Source organism: Streptomyces albospinus, from assembly GCF_014648695.1.
GTDB classification, from domain to species: domain Bacteria; phylum Actinomycetota; class Actinomycetes; order Streptomycetales; family Streptomycetaceae; genus Streptomyces; species Streptomyces albospinus.
This window is the reverse complement of sequence record NZ_BMRP01000012.1, coordinates 204,215-224,181: the sequence shown is the minus strand read 5'-3', so window position 1 is coordinate 224,181 and position 19,967 is coordinate 204,215. Positions and strand designations below refer to the sequence as shown.

Annotated in this window: 19 protein-coding genes and 1 tRNA gene; 17 read left to right on the top strand and 3 right to left on the bottom strand. The window is 71.6% G+C overall.

Features of this window, described 5'->3' with window-relative positions:
• Window positions 1-42: 42 nt before the first annotated feature.
• Complete coding sequence (locus tag IEZ17_RS18905) at window positions 43-513, top strand: SRPBCC family protein (protein WP_189301612.1); 471 nt, start codon at window positions 43-45, stop codon at window positions 511-513.
• 84 nt (window positions 514-597) lie between these two features.
• Window positions 598-669: transfer RNA gene (locus tag IEZ17_RS18900), tRNA-Val, on the top strand.
• Between the two features lie 129 nt (window positions 670-798).
• Here the strand turns inward: IEZ17_RS18900 and IEZ17_RS18895 are convergent.
• Entirely contained in the window at window positions 799-1,527 is a 729-nt protein-coding gene (locus IEZ17_RS18895; RefSeq protein ID WP_189301611.1) for an exonuclease domain-containing protein, read from the bottom strand.
• Between the two features lie 222 nt (window positions 1,528-1,749).
• Between IEZ17_RS18895 and IEZ17_RS18890 the strand changes: the two genes are divergently transcribed.
• The 6 genes from IEZ17_RS18890 (at window position 1,750) to IEZ17_RS18865 (ending at window position 8,351) form a co-directional block, all read left to right on the top strand.
• Window positions 1,750-2,337, top strand: coding sequence for a DUF4365 domain-containing protein (locus IEZ17_RS18890; protein ID WP_189301610.1), 588 nt, complete (start codon window positions 1,750-1,752; stop codon window positions 2,335-2,337).
• The gene (locus IEZ17_RS18885) at window positions 2,337-3,524 is read left to right on the top strand and encodes a hypothetical protein (protein WP_189301609.1); all 1,188 of its coding nucleotides are present in this window, start codon (window positions 2,337-2,339) and stop codon (window positions 3,522-3,524) included. Before IEZ17_RS18890 ends, IEZ17_RS18885 begins: the two co-directional genes overlap by 1 nt.
• 103 nt (window positions 3,525-3,627) lie before the next feature.
• Window positions 3,628-5,607: a threonine--tRNA ligase gene (gene thrS, locus IEZ17_RS18880; RefSeq protein WP_189301607.1), complete on the top strand. Its 1,980-nt coding sequence runs from the start codon at window positions 3,628-3,630 to the stop codon at window positions 5,605-5,607.
• Window positions 5,608-5,680: 73 nt separating this feature from the next.
• The gene (locus IEZ17_RS18875) at window positions 5,681-6,238 is read left to right on the top strand and encodes an HIT family protein (protein ID WP_189301605.1); all 558 of its coding nucleotides are present in this window, start codon (window positions 5,681-5,683) and stop codon (window positions 6,236-6,238) included.
• 92 nt (window positions 6,239-6,330) lie between these two features.
• On the top strand, window positions 6,331-7,137 hold the full coding sequence (locus IEZ17_RS18870) for a polysaccharide deacetylase family protein (RefSeq protein WP_373299865.1): 807 nt from the start codon (window positions 6,331-6,333) through the stop codon (window positions 7,135-7,137).
• Complete coding sequence (locus tag IEZ17_RS18865) at window positions 7,137-8,351, top strand: YncE family protein (RefSeq protein ID WP_189301604.1); 1,215 nt, start codon at window positions 7,137-7,139, stop codon at window positions 8,349-8,351. The genes IEZ17_RS18870 and IEZ17_RS18865 overlap by 1 nt, the downstream gene beginning before the upstream one ends.
• An 84-nt stretch (window positions 8,352-8,435) precedes the next feature.
• On the opposite strand, the gene IEZ17_RS18860 is transcribed toward IEZ17_RS18865, so the two are convergent.
• Together IEZ17_RS18860 and IEZ17_RS18855 are read right to left on the bottom strand one after the other, a co-directional pair.
• The gene (locus tag IEZ17_RS18860) at window positions 8,436-10,106 is read right to left on the bottom strand and encodes an AbeC-like domain-containing protein (RefSeq protein ID WP_229852382.1); all 1,671 of its coding nucleotides are present in this window, start codon (window positions 10,104-10,106) and stop codon (window positions 8,436-8,438) included.
• Between the two features lie 173 nt (window positions 10,107-10,279).
• Window positions 10,280-12,478, bottom strand: coding sequence for an elongation factor G-like protein EF-G2 (locus tag IEZ17_RS18855; protein ID WP_189301600.1), 2,199 nt, complete (start codon window positions 12,476-12,478; stop codon window positions 10,280-10,282).
• A 277-nt stretch (window positions 12,479-12,755) separates the two neighbouring features.
• Between IEZ17_RS18855 and pgsA the strand changes: the two genes are divergently transcribed.
• The 9 genes from pgsA to ruvA all read left to right on the top strand — a co-directional run bounded on the left by pgsA (window position 12,756) and on the right by ruvA (window position 19,924).
• Window positions 12,756-13,409 carry a phosphatidylinositol phosphate synthase gene (gene pgsA, locus IEZ17_RS18850; RefSeq protein ID WP_189301598.1) on the top strand — a complete coding sequence of 218 codons (654 nt, stop codon included), beginning with the start codon at window positions 12,756-12,758 and terminating at the stop codon, window positions 13,407-13,409.
• Window positions 13,409-14,350, top strand: a complete 942-nt coding sequence (locus IEZ17_RS18845) for a phosphatidylinositol mannoside acyltransferase (protein WP_189301596.1) — start codon at window positions 13,409-13,411, stop codon at window positions 14,348-14,350. Before pgsA ends, IEZ17_RS18845 begins: the two co-directional genes overlap by 1 nt.
• A complete protein-coding gene (locus IEZ17_RS18840) occupies window positions 14,347-15,507 on the top strand; it encodes a glycosyltransferase family 4 protein (RefSeq protein WP_189301593.1) in 1,161 nt (386 codons plus the stop codon). The genes IEZ17_RS18845 and IEZ17_RS18840 overlap by 4 nt, the downstream gene beginning before the upstream one ends.
• Window positions 15,508-15,569: 62 nt before the next feature.
• Window positions 15,570-16,115, top strand: a complete 546-nt coding sequence (locus tag IEZ17_RS18835) for a LemA family protein (RefSeq protein ID WP_189301591.1) — start codon at window positions 15,570-15,572, stop codon at window positions 16,113-16,115.
• Between the two features lie 171 nt (window positions 16,116-16,286).
• Complete coding sequence (gene pdxS / locus IEZ17_RS18830; protein ID WP_159504810.1) at window positions 16,287-17,198, top strand: pyridoxal 5'-phosphate synthase lyase subunit PdxS; 912 nt, start codon at window positions 16,287-16,289, stop codon at window positions 17,196-17,198.
• 14 nt (window positions 17,199-17,212) lie between these two features.
• The gene (pdxT, locus tag IEZ17_RS18825; protein WP_189301590.1) at window positions 17,213-17,806 is read left to right on the top strand and encodes a pyridoxal 5'-phosphate synthase glutaminase subunit PdxT; all 594 of its coding nucleotides are present in this window, start codon (window positions 17,213-17,215) and stop codon (window positions 17,804-17,806) included.
• 63 nt (window positions 17,807-17,869) lie between these two features.
• Window positions 17,870-18,622, top strand: a complete 753-nt coding sequence (locus IEZ17_RS18820) for a YebC/PmpR family DNA-binding transcriptional regulator (RefSeq protein WP_189301588.1) — start codon at window positions 17,870-17,872, stop codon at window positions 18,620-18,622.
• 133 nt (window positions 18,623-18,755) lie between these two features.
• On the top strand, window positions 18,756-19,307 hold the full coding sequence (gene ruvC, locus IEZ17_RS18815) for a crossover junction endodeoxyribonuclease RuvC (protein ID WP_189301586.1): 552 nt from the start codon (window positions 18,756-18,758) through the stop codon (window positions 19,305-19,307).
• Window positions 19,304-19,924 carry a Holliday junction branch migration protein RuvA gene (gene ruvA / locus IEZ17_RS18810; RefSeq protein WP_189301584.1) on the top strand — a complete coding sequence of 207 codons (621 nt, stop codon included), beginning with the start codon at window positions 19,304-19,306 and terminating at the stop codon, window positions 19,922-19,924. Before ruvC ends, ruvA begins: the two co-directional genes overlap by 4 nt.
• Window positions 19,925-19,967: the final 43 nt, after the last annotated feature.

Genomic DNA, 19,967 nt, shown 5'->3' with positions numbered 1-19,967 from the left:
GTTGTTGGGTCCGCCGGCTGCCGCGGGGCGCACACTGGGATCATGCCCGACTGGTCCGGCCGTCCGCGCCGTCTGCATCGCTACCGCTTCCGCAGCGTATGGCTGCTGAACGCCCCGCCCGCCGTCGTCTACGCCGTGCTCGAACGGGCCGAGGCCTATCCCCACTGGTGGCCGCAGGTGCGCGAGGTGGCCCCGATCGACGAGCGGAGCGGGACGGCCCGGTTCCGGTCCTTTCTGCCGTACGACCTGGTGGTGGTGGCCTCCGAGGCCGTGAGGGACCCCGGGGCCGGGGTGCTGGAGATAGCGATGCGCGGGGACCTGGCCGGCTGGGCGCGCTGGACGATCGTGCCGGGGGCGGGCGGCACCCGGGCGGTCTTCGAGCAGGACGTGGAGGTCCGCAAACCGCTGCTGCGGCGCTGGGCGCTGCTGGGACGGCCGCTGTTCCTGGTCAATCACGCGCTGATGATGCGGGCCGGGCGGCGCGGCCTGGCGACCTGGCTGGCCCGGGGATGAGGGGAGTGGGAACGGGAATTTGATGGAAGGCCGTGGCGACCTGTATCGTTCAGGTCGTTCGCGAGGGAAACCCCGCCGACACCCGGGCGATTAGCTCAGTGGGAGAGCGCTTCGTTCACACCGAAGAGGTCACTGGTTCGAACCCAGTATCGCCCACCGGGATCATGGACCGGGCTGCCAATAGGCAGCCCGGTTCTGTTTTTTGGGCGCGCCGACGGCGAGATCCGCAGGGCCGGAATTCCGGCGCGGTGCCGTTGCGGAACGGCATGGAATTCCGCTCAGGTATCAGGCCGCGGCGGGGAGTTCGGGGCGCAGCGGCCAATGGGGATCGACGGTCTCCGGGGAGCCGCTGCGGGCGAACCACGCCTGGAGCCCGCGCGCCTGGGCGGCGTACCAGATCGCCTGGCGGGTGTGCAGCTCCGCCGGCGGGAGGTCGTGGAGCCGGTCGGCGAAGCGCAGGCCGAGGGCCCGGACGACGCGCAGCGCGGCCAGCGCGTCCGCGGCGGCCTCATGGGCGTCGGTCAGCTCGACCTCGTAGTGCGCGCACAGATCGGTGAGGGTGCGGCGGCCCTTGCGGTAGCGGTCCAGGTGCTTGTCCAGGACGCGGGGATCGAGGACGTGCAGCGGATGTGCGCCCAGATAGGCGGCGAGCGAGCTGGCGCGGTGGCGCTTCAACTCCCGTTCCAGGAGCGTGAGATCGAACGGGGCGTTCATCACCACCAGCGGGCGGCCGGCCACCGACTGGGCGGCCAGGGCGCGGGCGACCTCCTCCAGCACCGGCGCCGGCCAGCGGCCGTACAGCGCCAGATGATCGGCCGTCAGGCCGTGCACCTCGATCGCGGCTTCCGGTATCTCGACGCCCGGATTGATCAGCCAGCGGGTCACGCGCGGGGCGGAGCGCGGGGTTTCCTGGACCACCAGGGCGGCGGAGACGATGCGATCGCGTTCGACGTCGATGCCCGTCGTCTCGGTGTCGAAGGCGGCAAGTGGACCGTCGTACCAGCACGGCGTCATCCCAACTCCTCCCGGTCGTGCGGGGGATGACGGTGCACGCCACCCGAGCTGGTGATACCCGAGCCGTACGGTGCTCGAACCGTCCTGGTTTGCGGACCTCTTGACGCGGAGACAACCACAGGGACGGGCCGCTGCCGACGCGCGGTCCGGCGGCCCCCGTACGCACCGGCCGCCTCCCCGTCATCCCACGCAGCGAACGGCACAGCCCGGAAGGCCCCCGCGATGACGCTCGCGCAGCCCGAACCGGGCGGGCTATCCCCGGCAAGCGGGAGGTACCCCCGGCCCGCCACCACACCGCAGCGCGGCGGACTCGCCACCACCGCCTGCATGGAGACGCTCCAGGTCGGCTATCTGCACGCGATCGCCGCCGCCTCCGGGTGCTCGCTGGCGCAGCCCTTCCCGGACAACGGAATCGACTGGCACGTCAGCCACGGCGCGCCCGGCCACACGGTCGACGACGAGGTGACCATCAAGGTGCAGCTCAAGTGCACCTACCAGACCGCCCCGCGCCCGCCGGGGCCGACGTTCGCGTTCACGCTCGACAACGACCACCTGAGAAAGCTGGCCCGTACACCCGTCTCGGTGCACAAGATCCTGGTCGTGATGCTCGTCCCGCGGCAGCCGGAGGACTGGCTCCGGGCCGGGCACGACCACCTCGAACTGCGGCACTGCTGCTACTGGATCAATCTCGCCGGCCATCCGGTGACCGGCCGGCGCAGGACCACTGTGCGGATCCCGACCACGCGGATCTTCGACGACCGTGCGCTCTGCGAGATCATGACGCGGGTCGGGGCGGGAGGGAGACCCTGATGTACCGGCCGACCGATGAATACGGCGCGCGGCCCCTGGACCCCGCGCAGTTCGATCCCGCGGTGCTCGGCGCCCTGCTGGCCCGGCACGGCTGGCGGCGCAGGGGCGGGGCGCTCGGCCACTACGCCCGCTGGACGCCGCCGGGCCAAGTGGCCGGCACCAGCCTGCTGGTGCCGCACGACCGCCGCTTCCCCGACAGCGCCGAGTTGCTGGCCGAGGCGCTGGCGGCGCTGGAGCGGAGCGCGGCGCCCTCGGCCCGTGAGGTGCTGGTGGGGCTCGCGGTGCCCAGCGACGAGGTGCGCTGGGAGCGCGAGATCCCCGACGGCGGCTCGGGGACCGCGCACTGGGTGGCGCAGGAGCAGTTGCGCGGTGCGGCGCGCGCCATGCTGACCGCCGGCGCGCTGGCCACGTACGCCCGGGCCGGCTATTTCGGCGCCCGGCACAAGCGGCAGGCCGAGGGGTTCCTGGGCCAGGTGCTGGTCGGTCCGGCGCCGGCCGGGCGGCGGCTGGCCGCGTTCGTCCCCGTACAGGCCGGTCGCGGAGCGGTGGCCGGCCTCCAGCGGGCGCTGCACGCGGCCCGCGACGCCACCGACTACCAGCGGGCGACCGGCGGTATGGAGGCGTTCGACGCGGCCGTGGGCCTGGGGGTCTGCCACGAGCTGGCGCAGGCGCTGATCGCGCTGGTGCGGGACGCGGAGGGGGTGCGGATCACGGTCGAGTGGTCGCCGGCGGCCGGCGCCCCGGCCGGGTGCCCGGCACGCCCCGAACCGGTCGAGTTCTCCCCCGGCGATCTGCCCGCGCTCCAGCGGGCCGCCCGGCGCTATGTCCGCGAGGAGCCGTCGCTGCCGGTCCGGGTGACCGGCGCGGTCGTCCGGCTGCGCAGGGAGCGGCCGGGCGGTCCGGGCGCGGTCCGGCTGCGGGTGATCAACGGGGCGGACGTGGGGCAGGTGCGGGTCGCCCTGGGGGAGGAGGACTACCGGATCGCGGGGCATGCGCATCTGGTGGGGCTGCCGATCCGGGTCAGCGGGCGGCTGGAGAGCCGGGGCGGGTTCCGCCGGATCACCGGCGGCCGGGATGTCACGCCCGTCCAGGTCGACGAGGCCGACCGGGACCGGCTGCTGAAGTCGCTCCAGGAGAATTTCGGCACCTTCGAGGAGGCGTGCGGCGGTTCGCCGGCCGACGAGTGAACGGGCGGCGGGTAAACCGTTTCGCGGTGCGGTCCACCGGCTCGGTACGATTCGGGGGCGCAGCAATCGCTGCCGCGAGAGAGACATGAGTCAGGAGAGACCGGTGTCAGACGTCCGTGTGACCATCCAACGCGATTCCGAGCGGGAAGAACGCGTGGTGACCACGGGCACTACGGCCGCCGACCTCTTCCAGGGCGAGCGCAGCGTCGTCGCCGCGCGGGTGGCCGGAGAGCTCAAGGACCTGGCCTACGAGCTCGCCGACGGCGATGTCGTCGAGTCCGTCGAGATCACCTCCGAGGACGGTCTGAACATCCTGCGGCACTCCACCGCGCATGTGATGGCGCAGGCCGTGCAGGAGCTCTTCCCCGAGGCCAAGCTCGGCATCGGCCCGCCCATCAAGGACGGCTTCTACTACGACTTCGACGTCGAGACCCCCTTCCACCCGGACGATCTCAAGCGCATCGAGAAGAAGATGCAGGAGATCCAGAAGCGCGGGCAGAAGTTCGCGCGCCGGGCGGTCAGCGACGACGCCGCGCGCGAGGAGCTGGCGAACGAGCCGTACAAGCTCGAACTGATCGGGCTCAAGGGCTCGGCCGCGGACGCCGCCGAGGGCGCCTCCGCCGAGGTCGGCGCCGGCCAGCTGACCATCTACGACAACCTGGACGCCAAGACCGGCGAGCTGTGCTGGAAGGACCTGTGCCGCGGTCCGCACCTGCCCAGCACCCGCGCGATCCCCGCGTTCAAGCTGATGCGCTCGGCCGCCGCGTACTGGCGGGGCAGCGAGAAGAACAAGCAGTTGCAGCGGATCTACGGCACCGCGTGGCCGACCAAGGACGAGCTCAAGGCGTACCTGGAGTTCCTCGCCGAGGCCGAGAAGCGCGACCACCGCAAGCTCGGCGCCGAGCTGGACCTCTTCTCCATCCCGGAGGTCCTCGGCTCCGGTCTGGCCGTCTTCCACCCCAAGGGCGGCGTGGTCCGCAAGGTGATGGAGGACTACGCCCGCAAGCGGCACGAGGAGTCGGGCTACGAGTTCGTCAACACCCCGCACATCTCCAAGCAGAAGCTCTTCGAGATCTCGGGCCACCTGCCGAGCTACTCGGACGCGATGTTCCCGCCGGTGCAGTTCGAGGGCCAGGACTACCGCCTCAAGGCGATGAACTGCCCGATGCACAACCTGATCTTCCAGGCCCGCGGTCGCTCCTACCGCGAACTGCCGCTGCGGCTCTTCGAGTTCGGCACGGTCTACCGCTATGAGAAGTCCGGCGTCGTGCACGGCCTCACCCGCGCCCGGGGCTTCACCCAGGACGACTCGCACATCTACTGCGCCAAGGAGCAGATGCACGAGGAGCTGGACTCGCTCCTGACCTTCGTGCTCGACCTGCTGCGCGACTACGGCCTGAGCGACTTCTACCTGGAGCTGTCGACCCGCGACGAGTCCGACAAGTTCATCGGCGAGGACGAGGAGTGGGCGGAGGCCACCGAGACGCTGCGCCAGGCCGCCGAGAAGCAGGGCCTCGAACTCGTCCTGGACCCGGGAGGCGCCGCGTACTACGGCCCGAAGATCTCGGTGCAGGCGAAGGACGCCATCGGCCGGACCTGGCAGATGTCGACGATCCAGGTCGACTTCCAGCAGCCCAAGCGGTTCGAGCTGGAGTACACCGCGGCCGACGGCACCAAGCAGCGCCCGGTCATGATCCACCGCGCGCTCTTCGGCTCGATCGAGCGGTTCTTCGCGGTGCTGCTGGAGCACTACGCGGGCGCCTTCCCGGCCTGGCTGGCCCCGGTGCAGGCCACCTGCATCCCGATCGGTGACGCCCACGTCCCGTACCTGGAGGAGTTCGCCGCGGAGGCGAAGGCCAAGGGGCTGCGGGTCGAGGTGGACTCCTCCTCGGACCGGATGCAGAAGAAGATCAGGAACGCCCAGAAGGCCAAGGTGCCGTTCATGATCCTGGCCGGTGACGAGGACATGGCCGCCGGTGCGGTGTCGTTCCGCTACCGCGACGGGTCGCAGGAGAACGGCATCCCGAAGGACGAGGCGCTGGCCAAGCTCCTGGATGTGGTGGAGCGCCGCGTCCAGGTGTGACGCAGCGGTCTTCACGAGGGGCGGTCCCGGTCGGGACCGCCCCTCGCCGCTTCCCCCGTGGCCGCAGGAGAATATGCTTCGCAACATGACGAGTGAGCCGGAGCAGCAGATCGGAGTCGGGACGCAGGACGCCTTTCAGCGCCTGTGGACGCCCCACCGGATGGCGTACATCCAGGGGGAGAACAAGCCGAGCGGCCCGGGGGCCGACGACGGCTGTCCGTTCTGCACCATTCCCGCGAAGTCGGACGAGGACGGGCTCGTGGTCGCGCGCGGTGAGCGGGTGTACGCGGTGCTGAACCTGTACCCGTACAACGGCGGGCACCTCATGGTCGTCCCGTTCCGGCACGTCGCCGACTACACCGAGCTGGACGGCGCCGAGACCGCGGAGCTGGCGGAGTTCACCAAGCGGGCGATGACCGCGCTGCGGACGGCGTCCGGGGCGCACGGTTTCAACATCGGGATGAACCAGGGGGCGGTCGCGGGCGCCGGGATCGCGGCCCACCTGCACCAGCACGTCGTCCCCCGCTGGGGCGGTGACACCAACTTCATGCCGGTGGTCGGCCACACCAAGGTGCTGCCCCAACTCCTCGCCGACACCCGCGCGATGCTCGCCGCGGCCTGGCCGGCGTAGGCGCCGTGCGCGCCGGGTGAACAAGGCGACACGCACCCGGATGAATCCAATAGATCGCCCCGATTGGGAAATTTTGCCTCTCTAATGGGGTGGTGACTTCCCTAGATCGTCGCTCCGTGCTGCGCGCGGCTGCCTCCGCCGCAGCCGCCGGTGCGCTCACGTCGGGCTGCGACCCGGACCGGGGGACGGGCGCGTCGTCGTCCGCGCCCGGGTCCTCCGCCGGGCCGAGCCCCTCCGGAGCGGGCCGGTCCGCGCCCGCCCGTGTCCCCGCCGCCCGGCCGCCGACCCGCGCGCAGGGCCAACCCGTCGAGATCGAGCACGGGCCGCGGGACGGCCGCGCGGTGGCCCTGACCTTCCACGGCAGAGGCGACCCCAAGCTGGCGAACGCGCTGCTGGGCGAGGCCGAGCGGGCCGGCGCCAAGGTCACCGTGCTGGTCGTCGGCGACTGGCTCGACGAGCAGCCCGCGATGGCCCGCCGGATCCTGGACGGCGGCCATGAGCTGGGCAATCACACGATGCACCACCGCGCGATCTGCGCGCTGCCGGAGGCCGCCGCCTACGCCGAGATCAGCCAGTGCGCCGACCGGCTGCACAAGCTCACCGGCACCATCGGCAGCTGGTTCCGCCCCTCGCAGACCCGGCGGGCCACCCCCCAGGTGATCCGGCTGGCCCGCAAGGTGGGCTATCCGCACGTCCTGTCGTACGACCTGGACTCCCTCGACGCGAACGACCCCGGTGCCCCGGCCGTCCGGCGCACGGTCCTGGACGGCGTGCAGCCGGGCTCGGTCGTGAGTCTCCACCTCGGGCACGCCGGCACGGTGGCCGCGCTGCCCCCGATCCTCGACGGCCTCCGCCAGCGCGGTCTGCGCGCGGTGACGACAACGGAGCTAGTGACCTGATGGCTGACCGGAACCGTATCCCCGTCCGCACGACCGGCTCCCGGGCGGCCCGTCCGGTGCGCCGGGCCGTGCTCCTCGCCGTGGCCTGCGCGCTGGTGGCGGCGGGCTGTGGCAGCGGCGGCGGAGCCTCCGCCGACAAGAGCCCGCAGTCTGCCGGGCAGGCACCGTACCGGGCCGTCAAGCAGGGGCTGCCGGGGATGCCGCCGCCGCTGGACGAGCGCGACCTGTACGCGGCGGACCGGCCCAACCGACTGGCGCCCCAGGTCAAGGACTTCCCGTCGCGGGTGTACGTCCCCAACACCGGCTCGGACACGGTCAGCGTGATCGATCCGAAGACGTACAAGGTCATCGAGACGATCCCGGTGGGGGTGCAGCCGCAACACGTGGTGCCGTCCTGGGACATGAAGACGCTGTGGGTCAACAACGACCGGGGGCACGACCTGACCCCGATCGACCCGGCGACCGGCAAGGCCGGGAAGCCGGTGAAGGTCCACGACCCGTACAACCTCTACTTCACGCCCGACGGGAAGTACGCGGTCGTGATGGCCTCGATGGACAAGCAGCTGGTATTCCGGGACGCGCACACCATGACGGTCCACAAGGCCCTCCCGGTCAGCTGCGCGGGCGTCAACCACGCCGACTTCTCGCCGGACGGGAAGTACTTCATCGTCTCCTGCGAGTTCTCCGGTGAGCTGCTCAAGGTCGACACCGCGAAGATGGAGGTGACCGGCCAGCAGAAGCTGCCGTTCGAGGGCGCGATGCCGCAGGACGTGAAGATCTCGCCGGACGGCAAGACCTGGTACGTCGCCGACATGATGGCCGACGGCGTCTGGGTCCTGAACGGCGACGCCTTCGACCGCCCGAAGCTGCTGCCCACCGGCAAGGGGACGCACGGCCTGTACGTCAGCCGGGACTCGCGCTACATGTACATCTCCAACCGCGGCGAGGGGTCCATCTCGCTGCTGGACTTCAGGACCGGGGAACTGGTCGACAAGTGGCACATCCGCGGCGGCGGCAGTCCGGACATGGGCGGCGTCTCGGCGGACGGCAATGTGCTGTGGCTGTCCGGGCGTTACAACTCCGAGGTGTACGCGCTCGACACCCACACGGGGAAGACCCTGGCGAAGATCAAGGTGGGGCTGGGGCCGCACGGGCTGGCGGTGTACCCGCAGCCGGGGCGGTACTCGCTCGGGCACACCGGGATCTTCCGCTAGGCCACGGGCCGAACGGCCGGACGGGCGCGAGCGCGGCGGGGGACCGCCGTACTCGCGCCCGTCCGTACGAGGCGGGGGCCGCCGCTAGGCGTTGTACTCGTCCGCCTTCCTCGGTTCGGCGCCCTGGACCATGCCGCTGAGGACCAGCGAGCGGTTGTCGAAGCGCTCGGTGTCCACGCCGTTCTCCCTGAGGACGCTCATGGCCGCGGCGTGCACCGCCCGCAGGACGGGGGTCGCGGCGCGCAGCGCGTCATCGGCCATGAAGCGGTGCCGCCAGGGCTTGTCGGCCCAGACATGGCGCAGGCCGAACGGCTCGGGGAGGGTGAGCTTGCCGCCGAGGAAGTCCAGGACGGGCGGGAACCACGTCAGCGGGGCGCGGGCGGCGAGCCGGACCACCTCCAACGGCTCGATCAGCGGCAGCGTCTGGGTCTTGGTCTCCCAGAACCGGACGACCTTGGCGACGTCCTTGGTCTTGGGCTCCGGCTTGCTGGTGAAGAGCGAGTGGACCGGGCCGAGGGCGTGGCCGCTGACCTCGATGCGCAGCGTCTCGTGCAGGACGGTGACGGTGATCAGGAGCGTGAGCACCAACTGGCCGTCCCACAGGACGAACTGGACGCCGAGGTAGTGGCGGTTGCCGGCGCCGAACTGCTGCTCGTTGCAGATCCGCTCGATCTCGTGGCCGCGGACCTCGTACCCGTCGACGTGGCTGCCCTCCGGGCGGGCGACCGCCCCGGCCTTCTCGCCCACGGGGACGACGATCCAGTGGCGTACGGAGGGCGGCTGCTGGAATCCGCCGGTGTGCAGCGGGCTGCGCTCCAGGAGGCGCAGCCGGTCGTGGATCGCGCGGATGACGTCCCAGCTGCGGAAGGGGTGGATCTCGGTGCCCTCCTGGGCCGGCCGGAGCTCTTCGGCGAGCTGCCAGCTGCCCCAGCGGGTACCCATGCCGAGTATGCCCTTGGGGCCGGCGTAGAAGACGACGTTGCTGCGCTGCTCGGCGGAGACTTTGGCGAGATTGTGCCGGAGGGTTTCGGCGGAGGTGTGGTTCGGGTCCTGCGGGACCGCCTCGGGGATCTTGGCGGCGACGCCGCCGCCTTCGAGCAGCCCCTTCCACGCCTCCCGCATGGCCACCGCGGTCTTCTCGCAGATCTGCTTGGCCCACCACCAGCCGACCACCGGGGCGACGAGCATGCCGCGGGCGTACAGCGGCCAGAAGCCGGTGAACGGCAGCTTGACCATGAAGAAGAGGGCGGCGCCGGCGAGCAGGACCAGCAGGGCGCCGCCGAGCAGGGAGATGCCGTTGCCCTCGCCGTCCTTGGAGAACATCTTGCGGAGCTGGAAGGCGCCCAGCCACAGCAGCACCCCGGGCAGGAAGAGCAGGCCGAACAGCACCATCAGGAGCGTCAGCCGGGTGTCGCGCTGCTTGCGGACGCGGGTGGCGGAGAGGCAGTGCTCGACGACGGCCTGCGGCTCCGTCCCGAAGGACTGGATGAGCGGCTTGCGTCCGCCGCCGAGCATCCGGACCTGGACGGCGCGGGAGAACGCCTCGCCCAGATTCGGCGCGAACAGCGACAGCTTGGGCTTCTTGATGCCGGAGGCGCCGGAGTCGGAGTCGGCCTTGGAGATGTCGGCGAGCGGGCTGTCCCGGTAGGCGGCCGAGGCCAGTGCCTGGGTCGCCGCAGTCTGGCCGGCGCCGCCCGAGATCGGCACCTGCGCCCCCGGACTGAAGTCATAGCCGTCTGCCACTACCGCCCCCATCACCGCGCGCATCCGTGATGCGGCTCTCTACCCGACTACCGCTGACGGCACACCTGCTGAGCCGATGACCCCGCGCTCCGTCGCGGAACGCGGGGCTCTACGGCAGAGTCCCAGCGTACAGCCGCCGTCCAGCCCGGGGGAGTTGCGCCGGACAGCGGCTGATCGACCGTTAACTATCCGCCGTTCTCCGGTTGTTCCCGCATCTTGGTGGCGAGCTGCGGGGGCATCGGCTCGTGCCGCAGGTAGCCGCGGCTGAAGCGTCCGGTGCCGTGCGAGAGGGAGCGCAGATCGACGGCGTAGCGCCCGATCTCGATCTCGGGGACCTCGGCGTGGACGAGGGTGCGCCCGGCCCCGGACTGCTCGGTGCCCACGACCCGGCCGCGGCGGCCCGACAGATCGCTCATCACGGGGCCGACGAAGTCGTCCGGGACCAGGACGCGCACGTCGGCGACCGGTTCGAGGAGGTCGATCCGGGTTTCCGCGGCGGCTTCGCGCAGTGCCAGGGCGCCCGCCATCTGGAACGCGGCGTCCGAGGAGTCGACCGAGTGCGCCTTGCCGTCGAGGAGCGTGACGCGGATGTCGACGAGCGGGTGCCCGGCCGCGAGCCCGCGTGCCGCCTGGGCCCGTACGCCCTTCTCGACGGACGGGATGAACTGCCGGGGGACCGCGCCGCCCACGACCTTGTCGACGAATTCGATGCCGGAGCCGCCGGGCAGCGGTTCGACCTCGATCTCGCAGATCGCGAACTGCCCGTGGCCGCCGGACTGTTTGACGTGCCGGCCGCGGCCCGCGGCGGGGGCGCCGAAGGTCTCCCGGAGCGGGACCCGGTGGGTGACGGTGTCGACCTGGACTCCGTAACGGGAGCGCAGCCGCTCCAGCGCCACATCGGCGTGCGCCTCGCCCAGGCACCACAGGACCACCTGGCGGGTGTCCTGGTTGTGTTCCAGGCGCATCGTGGGGTCCTCCGCGACGAGCCGGGCCAGGCCCTGGGAGAGCTTGTCCTCGTCGGCCTTGCTGTGCGCCTCGATGGCGACCGGCAGCAGCGGGTCCGGCATCGTCCAGGGCTCCATCAGGAGCGGGGCGTCCTTGCCGGAGAGGGTGTCGCCGGTCTCGGCGCGGGTCAGCTTGGCGACGCACGCCAGATCTCCGGCGATCGCCCGGGACAGCGGGCGCTGCTGCTTGCCGAAGGGTGCGGACAGCGCGCCGACCCGCTCGTCCACGTCGTGGTCCTCGTGGCCGCGGTCCGTCAGCCCGTGGCCGGAGACGTGCACCGTCTCGTCGGGGCGCAGGGTGCCGGAGAAGACCCGCACGAGGGAGAGCCGGCCCACGTACGGGTCGGAGGAGGTCTTGACCACCTCGGCCGCGAGCGGGCCCTCGGGGTCGCAGCTGAGGGCCTCGCGCGGGGCGCCGTCGGTGCCGGTGACGGCGGGGGCCTCGCGTTCGGCGGGGGTGGGGAAGCCGCCGGTGATCAACTCCAGCAGCTCCACGGTGCCGAGCCCCTGCCTGGCGCCGTCGGCGGCCGGGGCGGCGGCCAGTACGGGATGGAAGGAGCCTCGGGCGACCGCCGTCTCCAGGTCGCCGATGAGCGTCTTGACGTCGATCTCCTCGCCGCCCAGATAGCGGTCCATGAGGGACTCGTCCTCGCTCTCGGCGATGATGCCCTCGATGAGGCGGTTGCGGGCCGCCGCGATGAGCGGGAGCTCGTCGTCGGTGGGCGCGCGCTCGGTGCGTTCGCCGGAGGAGTAGTCGAAGACCCGTTGGGAGAGCAGGCCGATCAGGCCGTGAATGGGGGCGTGGCCGTCGGCCCCTGGTGTGCCGTACAGGGGGAGGTAGAGGGGGAGCACGGCGTCCGGGTCCTCGCCACCGAGGGTGGCGGCGCAGCGCCGGGTCATCTCGTCGAAGTCGGCGCGGGCGGCCTCCAGGTGCGTGACGACCAGGGCGCGCGGCATCCCGACCGCGGCGCACTCGTCCCACACCATCCGGGTCGCGCCGGCCACGCCGTCGGCCGCCGAGACGACGAAGAGGGCCGCGTCCGCCGCGCGCAGACCGGCCCTGAGTTCCCCGACGAAATCCGCGTATCCGGGGGTGTCCAACAGATTGATCTTGATTCCGCCCCAGTCCACCGGGACGAGGGAGAGCTGTACGGAGCGCTGCTGGCGGTGCTCGATCTCGTCGTAGTCGGACAGACAGCCGCCGTCCTCCACGCGGCCCGCCCGGTTGACGGCGCCGGACGCCAGCGCGAGCGCCTCCACCAGTGTGGTCTTCCCGGATCCGCTGTGGCCGACCAGCACCACATTGCGCAGGGCCGTGGGCCGGTCGGCCGCCGATGCCCTTCCGGCGGCTCCTGGGTTCGTACTCGACTTCTCGCTCATGTGTCTCGCCTCCAGGTCGACACTTTGCGGTGATTCGAGCTTTCCACTGCGGTCATGATGCGTCCATACATGGCACACCGGACGCGTCCTTCCAAGGAGGCGGTCAGGCCGTCCTGCGGGGCCCGCGGGCGCGTGCGGAGGCGCGCGGCGGCGGGCCCGAGCCGTGGGATGCACCTCTCGCCGCGATGCGTTCGCGGTGCCCCGTTGCCTCCTGGCTACGATGGGCCAGCCGGTGGCCCCTTGACCGCGCGGCCCGTATCGACCCACCGGGAAGGTCATGCTGAACAAGTACGCGCGTGCGTTCTTCACGCGTGTTCTCACACCGTTCGCCGCCCTGCTCATCCGTATCGGGGTCAGCCCGGACGCGGTCACCCTGGTCGGGACCGGCGGTGTGGTGGCCGGTGCCCTGATCTTCTATCCCCGGGGCGAGTTCTTCTGGGGCACGGTCGTGATCACGCTGTTCGTCTTCTCCGATCTGGTCGACGGCAACATGGCGCGGCAGCTGGGCCGTTCCAGCCGGTGGGGCGCCTTCCTGGACTCCACCCTCGACCGGGTCGCCGACTCGGCGATCTTCGGCGGGCTGGCCCTGTGGTACGCCGGGCGCGGTGACAACCTGACGCTCTGCGCGATCGCGATCTTCTGCCTGGCCAGCGGCCAGGTCGTGTCGTACACCAAGGCGCGCGGTGAGGCGATCGGGCTGCCGGTGAACGTCAACGGCCTGGTGGAGCGCGCCGAGCGGCTGGTCATCTCGCTGGTCGCCTGCGGTCTGTCCGGGCTGCACAAGTTCGGGGTGCCCGGTGTGGAGGTCCTGCTGCCGATCGCCCTGTGGATCGTCGCCGCCGGCAGCGCGGTCACCCTCGGCCAGCGCGTGGTGACGGTACGCCGGGAGTCGGCCGAGGCGGACGCCATCGCTCAAGGGGGGAACGGCTGATGGGACGCCGGACGCTGATCGACACGGGGAAGCTGACCGACGGGCTGTACGGCCTGGGCTGGAGCACGGTCAAGAAGCTGCCGGAAGGCGTCGCCGTACGGCTGGGGCAGCAGATCGCCGACGCGGTCTGGAAGCGCCGCGGCAAGGGCGTCCTGCGCCTGGAGGCGAACCTCGCGCGGGTCGTCCCGGACGCCTCCCCGCAGCGGCTGGCCGCCCTCTCCCGGGCCGGGATGCGCTCGTACATGCGGTACTGGATGGAGTCCTTCCGGCTGCCGGCGTGGAGCAAGGAGCGGATAAAGGCCGGTTTCACCCCCCAGGACGTGCACTACCTGGAGGAGGGGCTCAAGAGCGGGCGCGGCGTGATCCTGGCGCTGCCCCACATGGGCAACTACGACCTCGCGGGCGTCTGGGTCACCACGAAGCTGGGCGTCCCGTTCACCACCGTCGCCGAGCGTCTCAAGCCGGAGACCCTCTACGACCGGTTCGTCGCCTACCGCGAGGGCCTGGGCATGGAGGTGCTGCCGCACACCGGCGGCGCCGCCTTCGGCACCCTGGCCCGGCGGCTGCGGGCCGGCGGGCTGGTCTGCCTGGTCGCCGACCGCGATCTGTCCAGCTCCGGGATGCCGGTGAAGTTCTTCGGCGAGCCGACGAAGATGCCGGTCGGCCCCGCGATGCTCGCCGTCCAGACCGGCGCGATGCTGCTGCCGGTCACTCTCTGGTACGACAACACCCCCGTCATGCGCGGCCGGGTCCACCCGGAGATCGAGGTGCCGGAGAACGGCACCCGCACCGAGAAGGCCGCCCAGATGACCCAGCAGCTCGCCGACGCCTTCGCCTCCGGTATTGCCGAGCACCCCGAGGACTGGCACATGCTCCAGCGCCTCTGGCTCGCCGATCTGGAGCCGCGCGCCGCCGAGGAATCCGGAACGGAGACGCCGTGAGAATCGGCATCGTCTGCCCCTACGCCTGGGACGTGCCCGGTGGCGTCCAGTTCCACATCCGGGATCTGGCCGAGCACCTGATCCGGCTCGGCCACCACGTCTCGGTGCTCGCCCCCGCGGACGACGAGACCCCCATCCCGCCGTACGTCGTCCCGGCCGGCCGCGCCGTCCCCGTCCCGTACAACGGCTCGGTGGCCCGCCTCAACTTCGGCTTCCTGTCCGCCGCCCGGGTGCGCCGCTGGCTCCAGCACGGCGCCTTCGACGTCATCCACATCCACGAGCCGGCGTCCCCGTCCCTCGGCCTGCTCGCCTGCTGGGCGGCCCAGGGCCCGATCGTGGCGACCTTCCACACCTCCAACCCGCGTTCGCGGGCCATGATCGCCGCGTATCCGATCCTCCAGCCCGCCCTGGAGAAGATCAGCGCGCGCATCGCGGTCAGCGAGTACGCCCGCCGCACCCTCGTCGAACACCTCGGCGGCGACGCGGTGGTCATCCCCAACGGTGTGGACGTCGACTTCTTCGCCGGGGCCGCGCCCAAGGCCGAGTGGCAGGGCCGGACCATCGGCTTCATCGGCCGGATCGACGAGCCCCGCAAGGGCCTGCCGGTCCTGATGAAGGCGCTCCCGGCGATCCTCGCCGCGGTCCCGGACGCCCGGCTGCTGGTCGCCGGCCGCGGCGACGAGGAGGAGGCGGTCGCCGGCCTGCCCGCCGAACTGCGCTCCCGGGTCGAGTTCCTGGGCATGGTCACCGACGAGGACAAGGCGCGCCTGCTGCGCAGCGTGGACGTGTATGTGGCCCCGAATACGGGCGGTGAGTCCTTCGGCATCATCCTCGTGGAGGCGATGTCCGCGGGCGCGCCGGTGCTCGCCAGCGACCTCGACGCGTTCGCCCAGGTCCTGGACCAGGGCGAGGCGGGCGAGCTGTTCGCCAACGAGGACGCCCGGGCGCTGGCCGACGCGGCGGTGCGGCTGCTGGGCGATCGCGAGCGGCTGGCCGAGCTCAGCGAGCGCGGCAGCAAGCACGTCCGGCGCTTCGACTGGACGACGGTCGGTGCGGACATCCTCGCGGTGTACGAGACGGTGACGACGGGGGCGTCCGCGGTGGCGACCGACGAGCGGGTCGGGCTGCGCGCCCGCAGGTGGCTCGCCAAGGACTGAGCGTCCCCCGGCGGGTGGGGGCGGGACGGCGGGGCGCCTTCGTGCGGGTAACGTGACGGGCCGTGACCACCATGATCTGGATCGCCGCGGCGATCGTCCTCATCGGCGTCTACCTGAGCTGGACGGCGGGCCGCCTGGACCGCCTGCACGCGCGGATCGACGCGGCCCGGGCGGCTCTTGACGCCCAGCTGCTCCGGCGGGCATCCGTGGCGCAGGAGGTCGGGACGTCGGGCGTGCTGGATCCGGCCGCGTCGATCGTGCTCTACCAGGCCGCGCACGAGGCCCGGCAGGCCGAGGAGGACCACCGCGAGGTCGCCGAGAGCGAGCTGAGCCAGGCGCTGCGCGCCGTCTTCGAGGAGGAGGCGCAGCTGGAGGCCGTACGGGAGGCGCCGGGCGGGGAGCAGACGGTCACCGAGCTGACCGCCGCGGTGCGGCGGGTCCCGATGGCGCGCCGGTTCCACAACGACGCCGTACGGGCCGCGCGCGCGGTCCGCCGCCACCGGGTGGTGCGCTATCTCCGGCTGGCCGGCCATGCGCCGTTCCCGATGGCCTTCGAGATGGACGACGAGCCGCCGGCCGTACTGGACGGCCGCCCGGCCGGGAGCTGACGGGCCGGGATGCGGGGCCGGCCGGCAGCCGCGTACCGGGGAACCGGCGTCCGGCGGGTGAGACGTCGGCCCGTGACAAGCCACCGGCCTCTAATTGGCCCTTTTCCCGGGCCCCTGGCCAACGGTTGTGTGGGCGCCGAAGCGCAACCACCCGCATTGAGTGAGGTCAACGTGTCCAGCACGCCCAACACGCCCCAGAACCCCGAGACCGGAACCGCGCGCGTCAAGCGCGGCATGGCGGAGCAGCTCAAGGGCGGCGTGATCATGGACGTCGTCACGCCGGAAGAGGCGAAGATCGCCGAGGACGCCGGCGCCGTCGCCGTCATGGCCCTGGAGCGGGTGCCGGCCGACATCCGCAAGGACGGCGGCGTGGCCCGCATGTCCGACCCCGACATGATCGACGGCATCATCGAAGCCGTCTCGATCCCGGTCATGGCCAAGTCCCGTATCGGCCACTTCGTCGAGGCCCAGGTCCTCCAGTCGCTCGGCGTGGACTACATCGACGAGTCCGAGGTCCTCACCCCCGCCGACGAGGTCAACCACTCCGACAAGTGGGCCTTCACCACCCCCTTCGTCTGCGGTGCGACCAACCTGGGCGAGGCGCTGCGCCGTATCGCCGAGGGCGCGGCCATGATCCGCTCCAAGGGCGAGGCCGGCACCGGCAACGTCGTCGAGGCGGTCCGCCACCTGCGCCAGATCAAGGGCGAGATCGCCAAGCTGCGCGGCTGCGACAACAACGAGCTGTACGCCGCCGCCAAGGAGCTGCGCGCCCCGTTCGAGCTGGTCAAGGAGGTCGCCGAGCTCGGCAAGCTGCCCGTCGTCCTGTTCTCCGCCGGCGGTGTCGCCACCCCGGCCGACGCCGCGCTGATGCGTCAGCTCGGTGCCGAGGGCGTCTTCGTCGGCTCCGGCATCTTCAAGTCCGGCGACCCGGCCAAGCGCGCCGCCGCGATCGTGAAGGCCACCACCTTCTACGACGACCCCAAGGTCATCGCGGATGTCTCCCGCAACCTGGGCGAGGCCATGGTCGGCATCAACTGCGACACCCTCCCCGAGGCCGAGCGCTACGCCAACCGCGGCTGGTAAGGACCTATACGGAGATGAGCACCACCCCCACCATCGGTGTGCTGGCGCTCCAGGGCGACGTCCGCGAGCACGTCAAGGCGCTCGCGGACGCCGGCGCCCAGGCGCGGCCGGTGCGCCGCCCCGAGGAGCTGGCCGAGGTCGACGGCCTGGTCATCCCCGGCGGCGAATCCACCACCATGTCCAAACTGGCCGTCGTCTTCGGGATGTTGGAGCCGCTGCGCGCGTTCGTGAAGGCGGGCCGGCCGGTCTACGGCACCTGCGCCGGCATGATCATGGTCGCGGGCAAGCTGCTGGACGCCCGCGAGGACCAGGAGACGCTCGGCGGCGTCGACATGATCGTGCGCCGTAACGCCTTCGGGCGGCAGAACGAGTCCTTCGAGGCCGCGGTCGAGGTCGCGGGTATCCCCGGCGGGCCGGTCGAGGGCGTCTTCATCCGGGCGCCGTGGGTCGAGTCGATCGGGGCGTCCGTCGATGTCCTGGCGACGTACGGTGGACATACGGTGGCCGTCCGGCAGGGTAACGTCCTCGCCACGTCGTTCCACCCGGAGCTGACCGGTGACCATCGGATCCACGCGTTCTTCGTGGACATGGTGCGTGCGGCGGCCTGACGCATCCCCGGTAGGATCTCAGGCGATCGTTTCTGACATGGGTAACGCGAAGGAGACAGGCAGATGTCCGGCCACTCTAAATGGGCTACGACCAAGCACAAGAAGGCCGTGATCGATGCCAAGCGCGGCAAGCTCTTCGCGAAGCTGATCAAGAACATCGAGGTCGCGGCGCGCATGGGCGGCGCCGACATCGAGGGCAACCCGACGCTGTACGACGCCATCCAGAAGGCCAAGAAGCAGTCGGTCCCGAACAAGAACATCGACTCCGCGCTCAAGCGCGGCGCCGGCCTTGAGGCCGGTGGCGCCGACTACGAGACGATCATGTACGAGGGCTACGGTCCCAACGGTGTCGCGGTGCTCATCGAGTGCCTGACCGACAACCGCAACCGTGCCGCGTCCGACGTCCGCGTCGCGATGACCCGCAACGGCGGCTCGATGGCCGACCCGGGCTCGGTGTCGTACCTGTTCAACCGCAAGGGCGTGGTGATCGTCCCCAAGGGCGAGCTGTCCGAGGACGACGTGCTGGGCGCGGTCCTGGACGCCGGTGCCGAGGAGGTCAACGACCTCGGTGAGTCCTTCGAGGTGCTCAGCGAGGCCACCGACCTGGTCGCGGTGCGGACCGCGCTCCAGGAGGCCGGCATCGACTACGACTCGGCCGACGCCAACTTCGTCCCGACCATGCAGGTCGAGCTGGAGGAAGAGGGCGCGCGCAAGATCTTCAAGCTGATCGACGCGCTGGAGGACAGCGACGACGTGCAGAACGTCTTCGCCAACTTCGACGTGTCGGACGACGTCATGGCCAAGGTCGACGCCTGACGCACGGGCCGACTCACGGTCGTACGACGGGCCGGCGGGGACACACCCCGCCGGCCCGTTCGTTTGTCAGTGGCAGCCACTAACCTGCGGAACACAGGAACAGGCGACCGAAAACGGGGAGGAGCGGGGCCCGATGAAGGTGCTGGGGGTGGACCCGGGGCTGACCCGGTGCGGGGTCGGCGTGGTGGAGGGCGTCGCCGGCCGCCCGCTGGCGATGGTCGGTGTCGGCGTCGTGCGTACCCCGGCGGACGCGGATGTCGCGCACCGCCTCGTGCTGATCGAGCGCGGCATAGACGAGTGGCTCGACACGCACCGCCCCGAATTCGTCGCCGTGGAGCGGGTGTTCAGCCAGCACAACGTCCGTACGGTCATGGGCACGGCCCAGGCCAGCGCGGTCGCCATGCTGTGCGCCGCCCGCCGTGGGCTGCCGGTCGCGCTGCACACCCCGAGCGAGGTCAAGGCGGCGGTGACCGGCTCCGGCCGGGCCGACAAGGCGCAGGTCGGCGCTATGGTCACCCGCCTGCTGCGGCTGGACGCACCGCCCAAGCCGGCCGACGCCGCCGACGCTCTCGCGCTCGCCATCTGCCACATCTGGCGCGCCCCCGCGGTCAACCGCCTCCAGCAGGCGCACGCCGCGGCCCGCCGCGCCTCCGTTCCCGTACGCACATTGAAGGGCACCCGATGATCGCCTTTGTCTCCGGCCCGGTCGCGGCCCTCGCACCGGACGCCGCCGTCGTCGAGGTCGGCGGTGTCGGCATGGCCGTCCAGTGCACGCCGAACACCCTGTCCGGGCTGCGGGTCGGCGCGCAGGCCAAGCTCGCCACCTCCCTCGTCGTCCGCGAGGACTCGCTCACCCTCTACGGCTTCGCCGACGACGACGAGCGGCAGACCTTCGAGCTGCTCCAGACCGCCAGCGGCGTCGGCCCCCGGCTCGCCCAGGCCATGCTGGCCGTGCACGCGCCGGACGCGCTGCGGCTCGCGGTGTCCACGGGCGACGAGAAGGCGCTGACCGCCGTGCCCGGCATCGGCAAGAAGGGCGCGCAGAAGCTGCTGCTGGAACTCAAGGACCGGCTCGGCGCACCGCTCGGCGGTGGCCGGGCGGCCGTCGCCAGCGCCGTGACCGCCGGCTGGCGCGATCAGCTCCAGGCCGCGCTGATCGGCCTGGGGTATGCCACCCGGGAGGCGGACGAGGCGGTCGCCGCGGTCAGCCCGCAGGCCGAGGCGGCGGCAGCCGCGGGCGGTCAGCCGCAGGTGCCGCAGCTGCTGAAGGCCGCGTTGCAGACCCTGAACAGGGCGCGATGACCGGCGCGCCCCGGCGTCCGGCGGCCCGCCGCGGCGGCCGGCG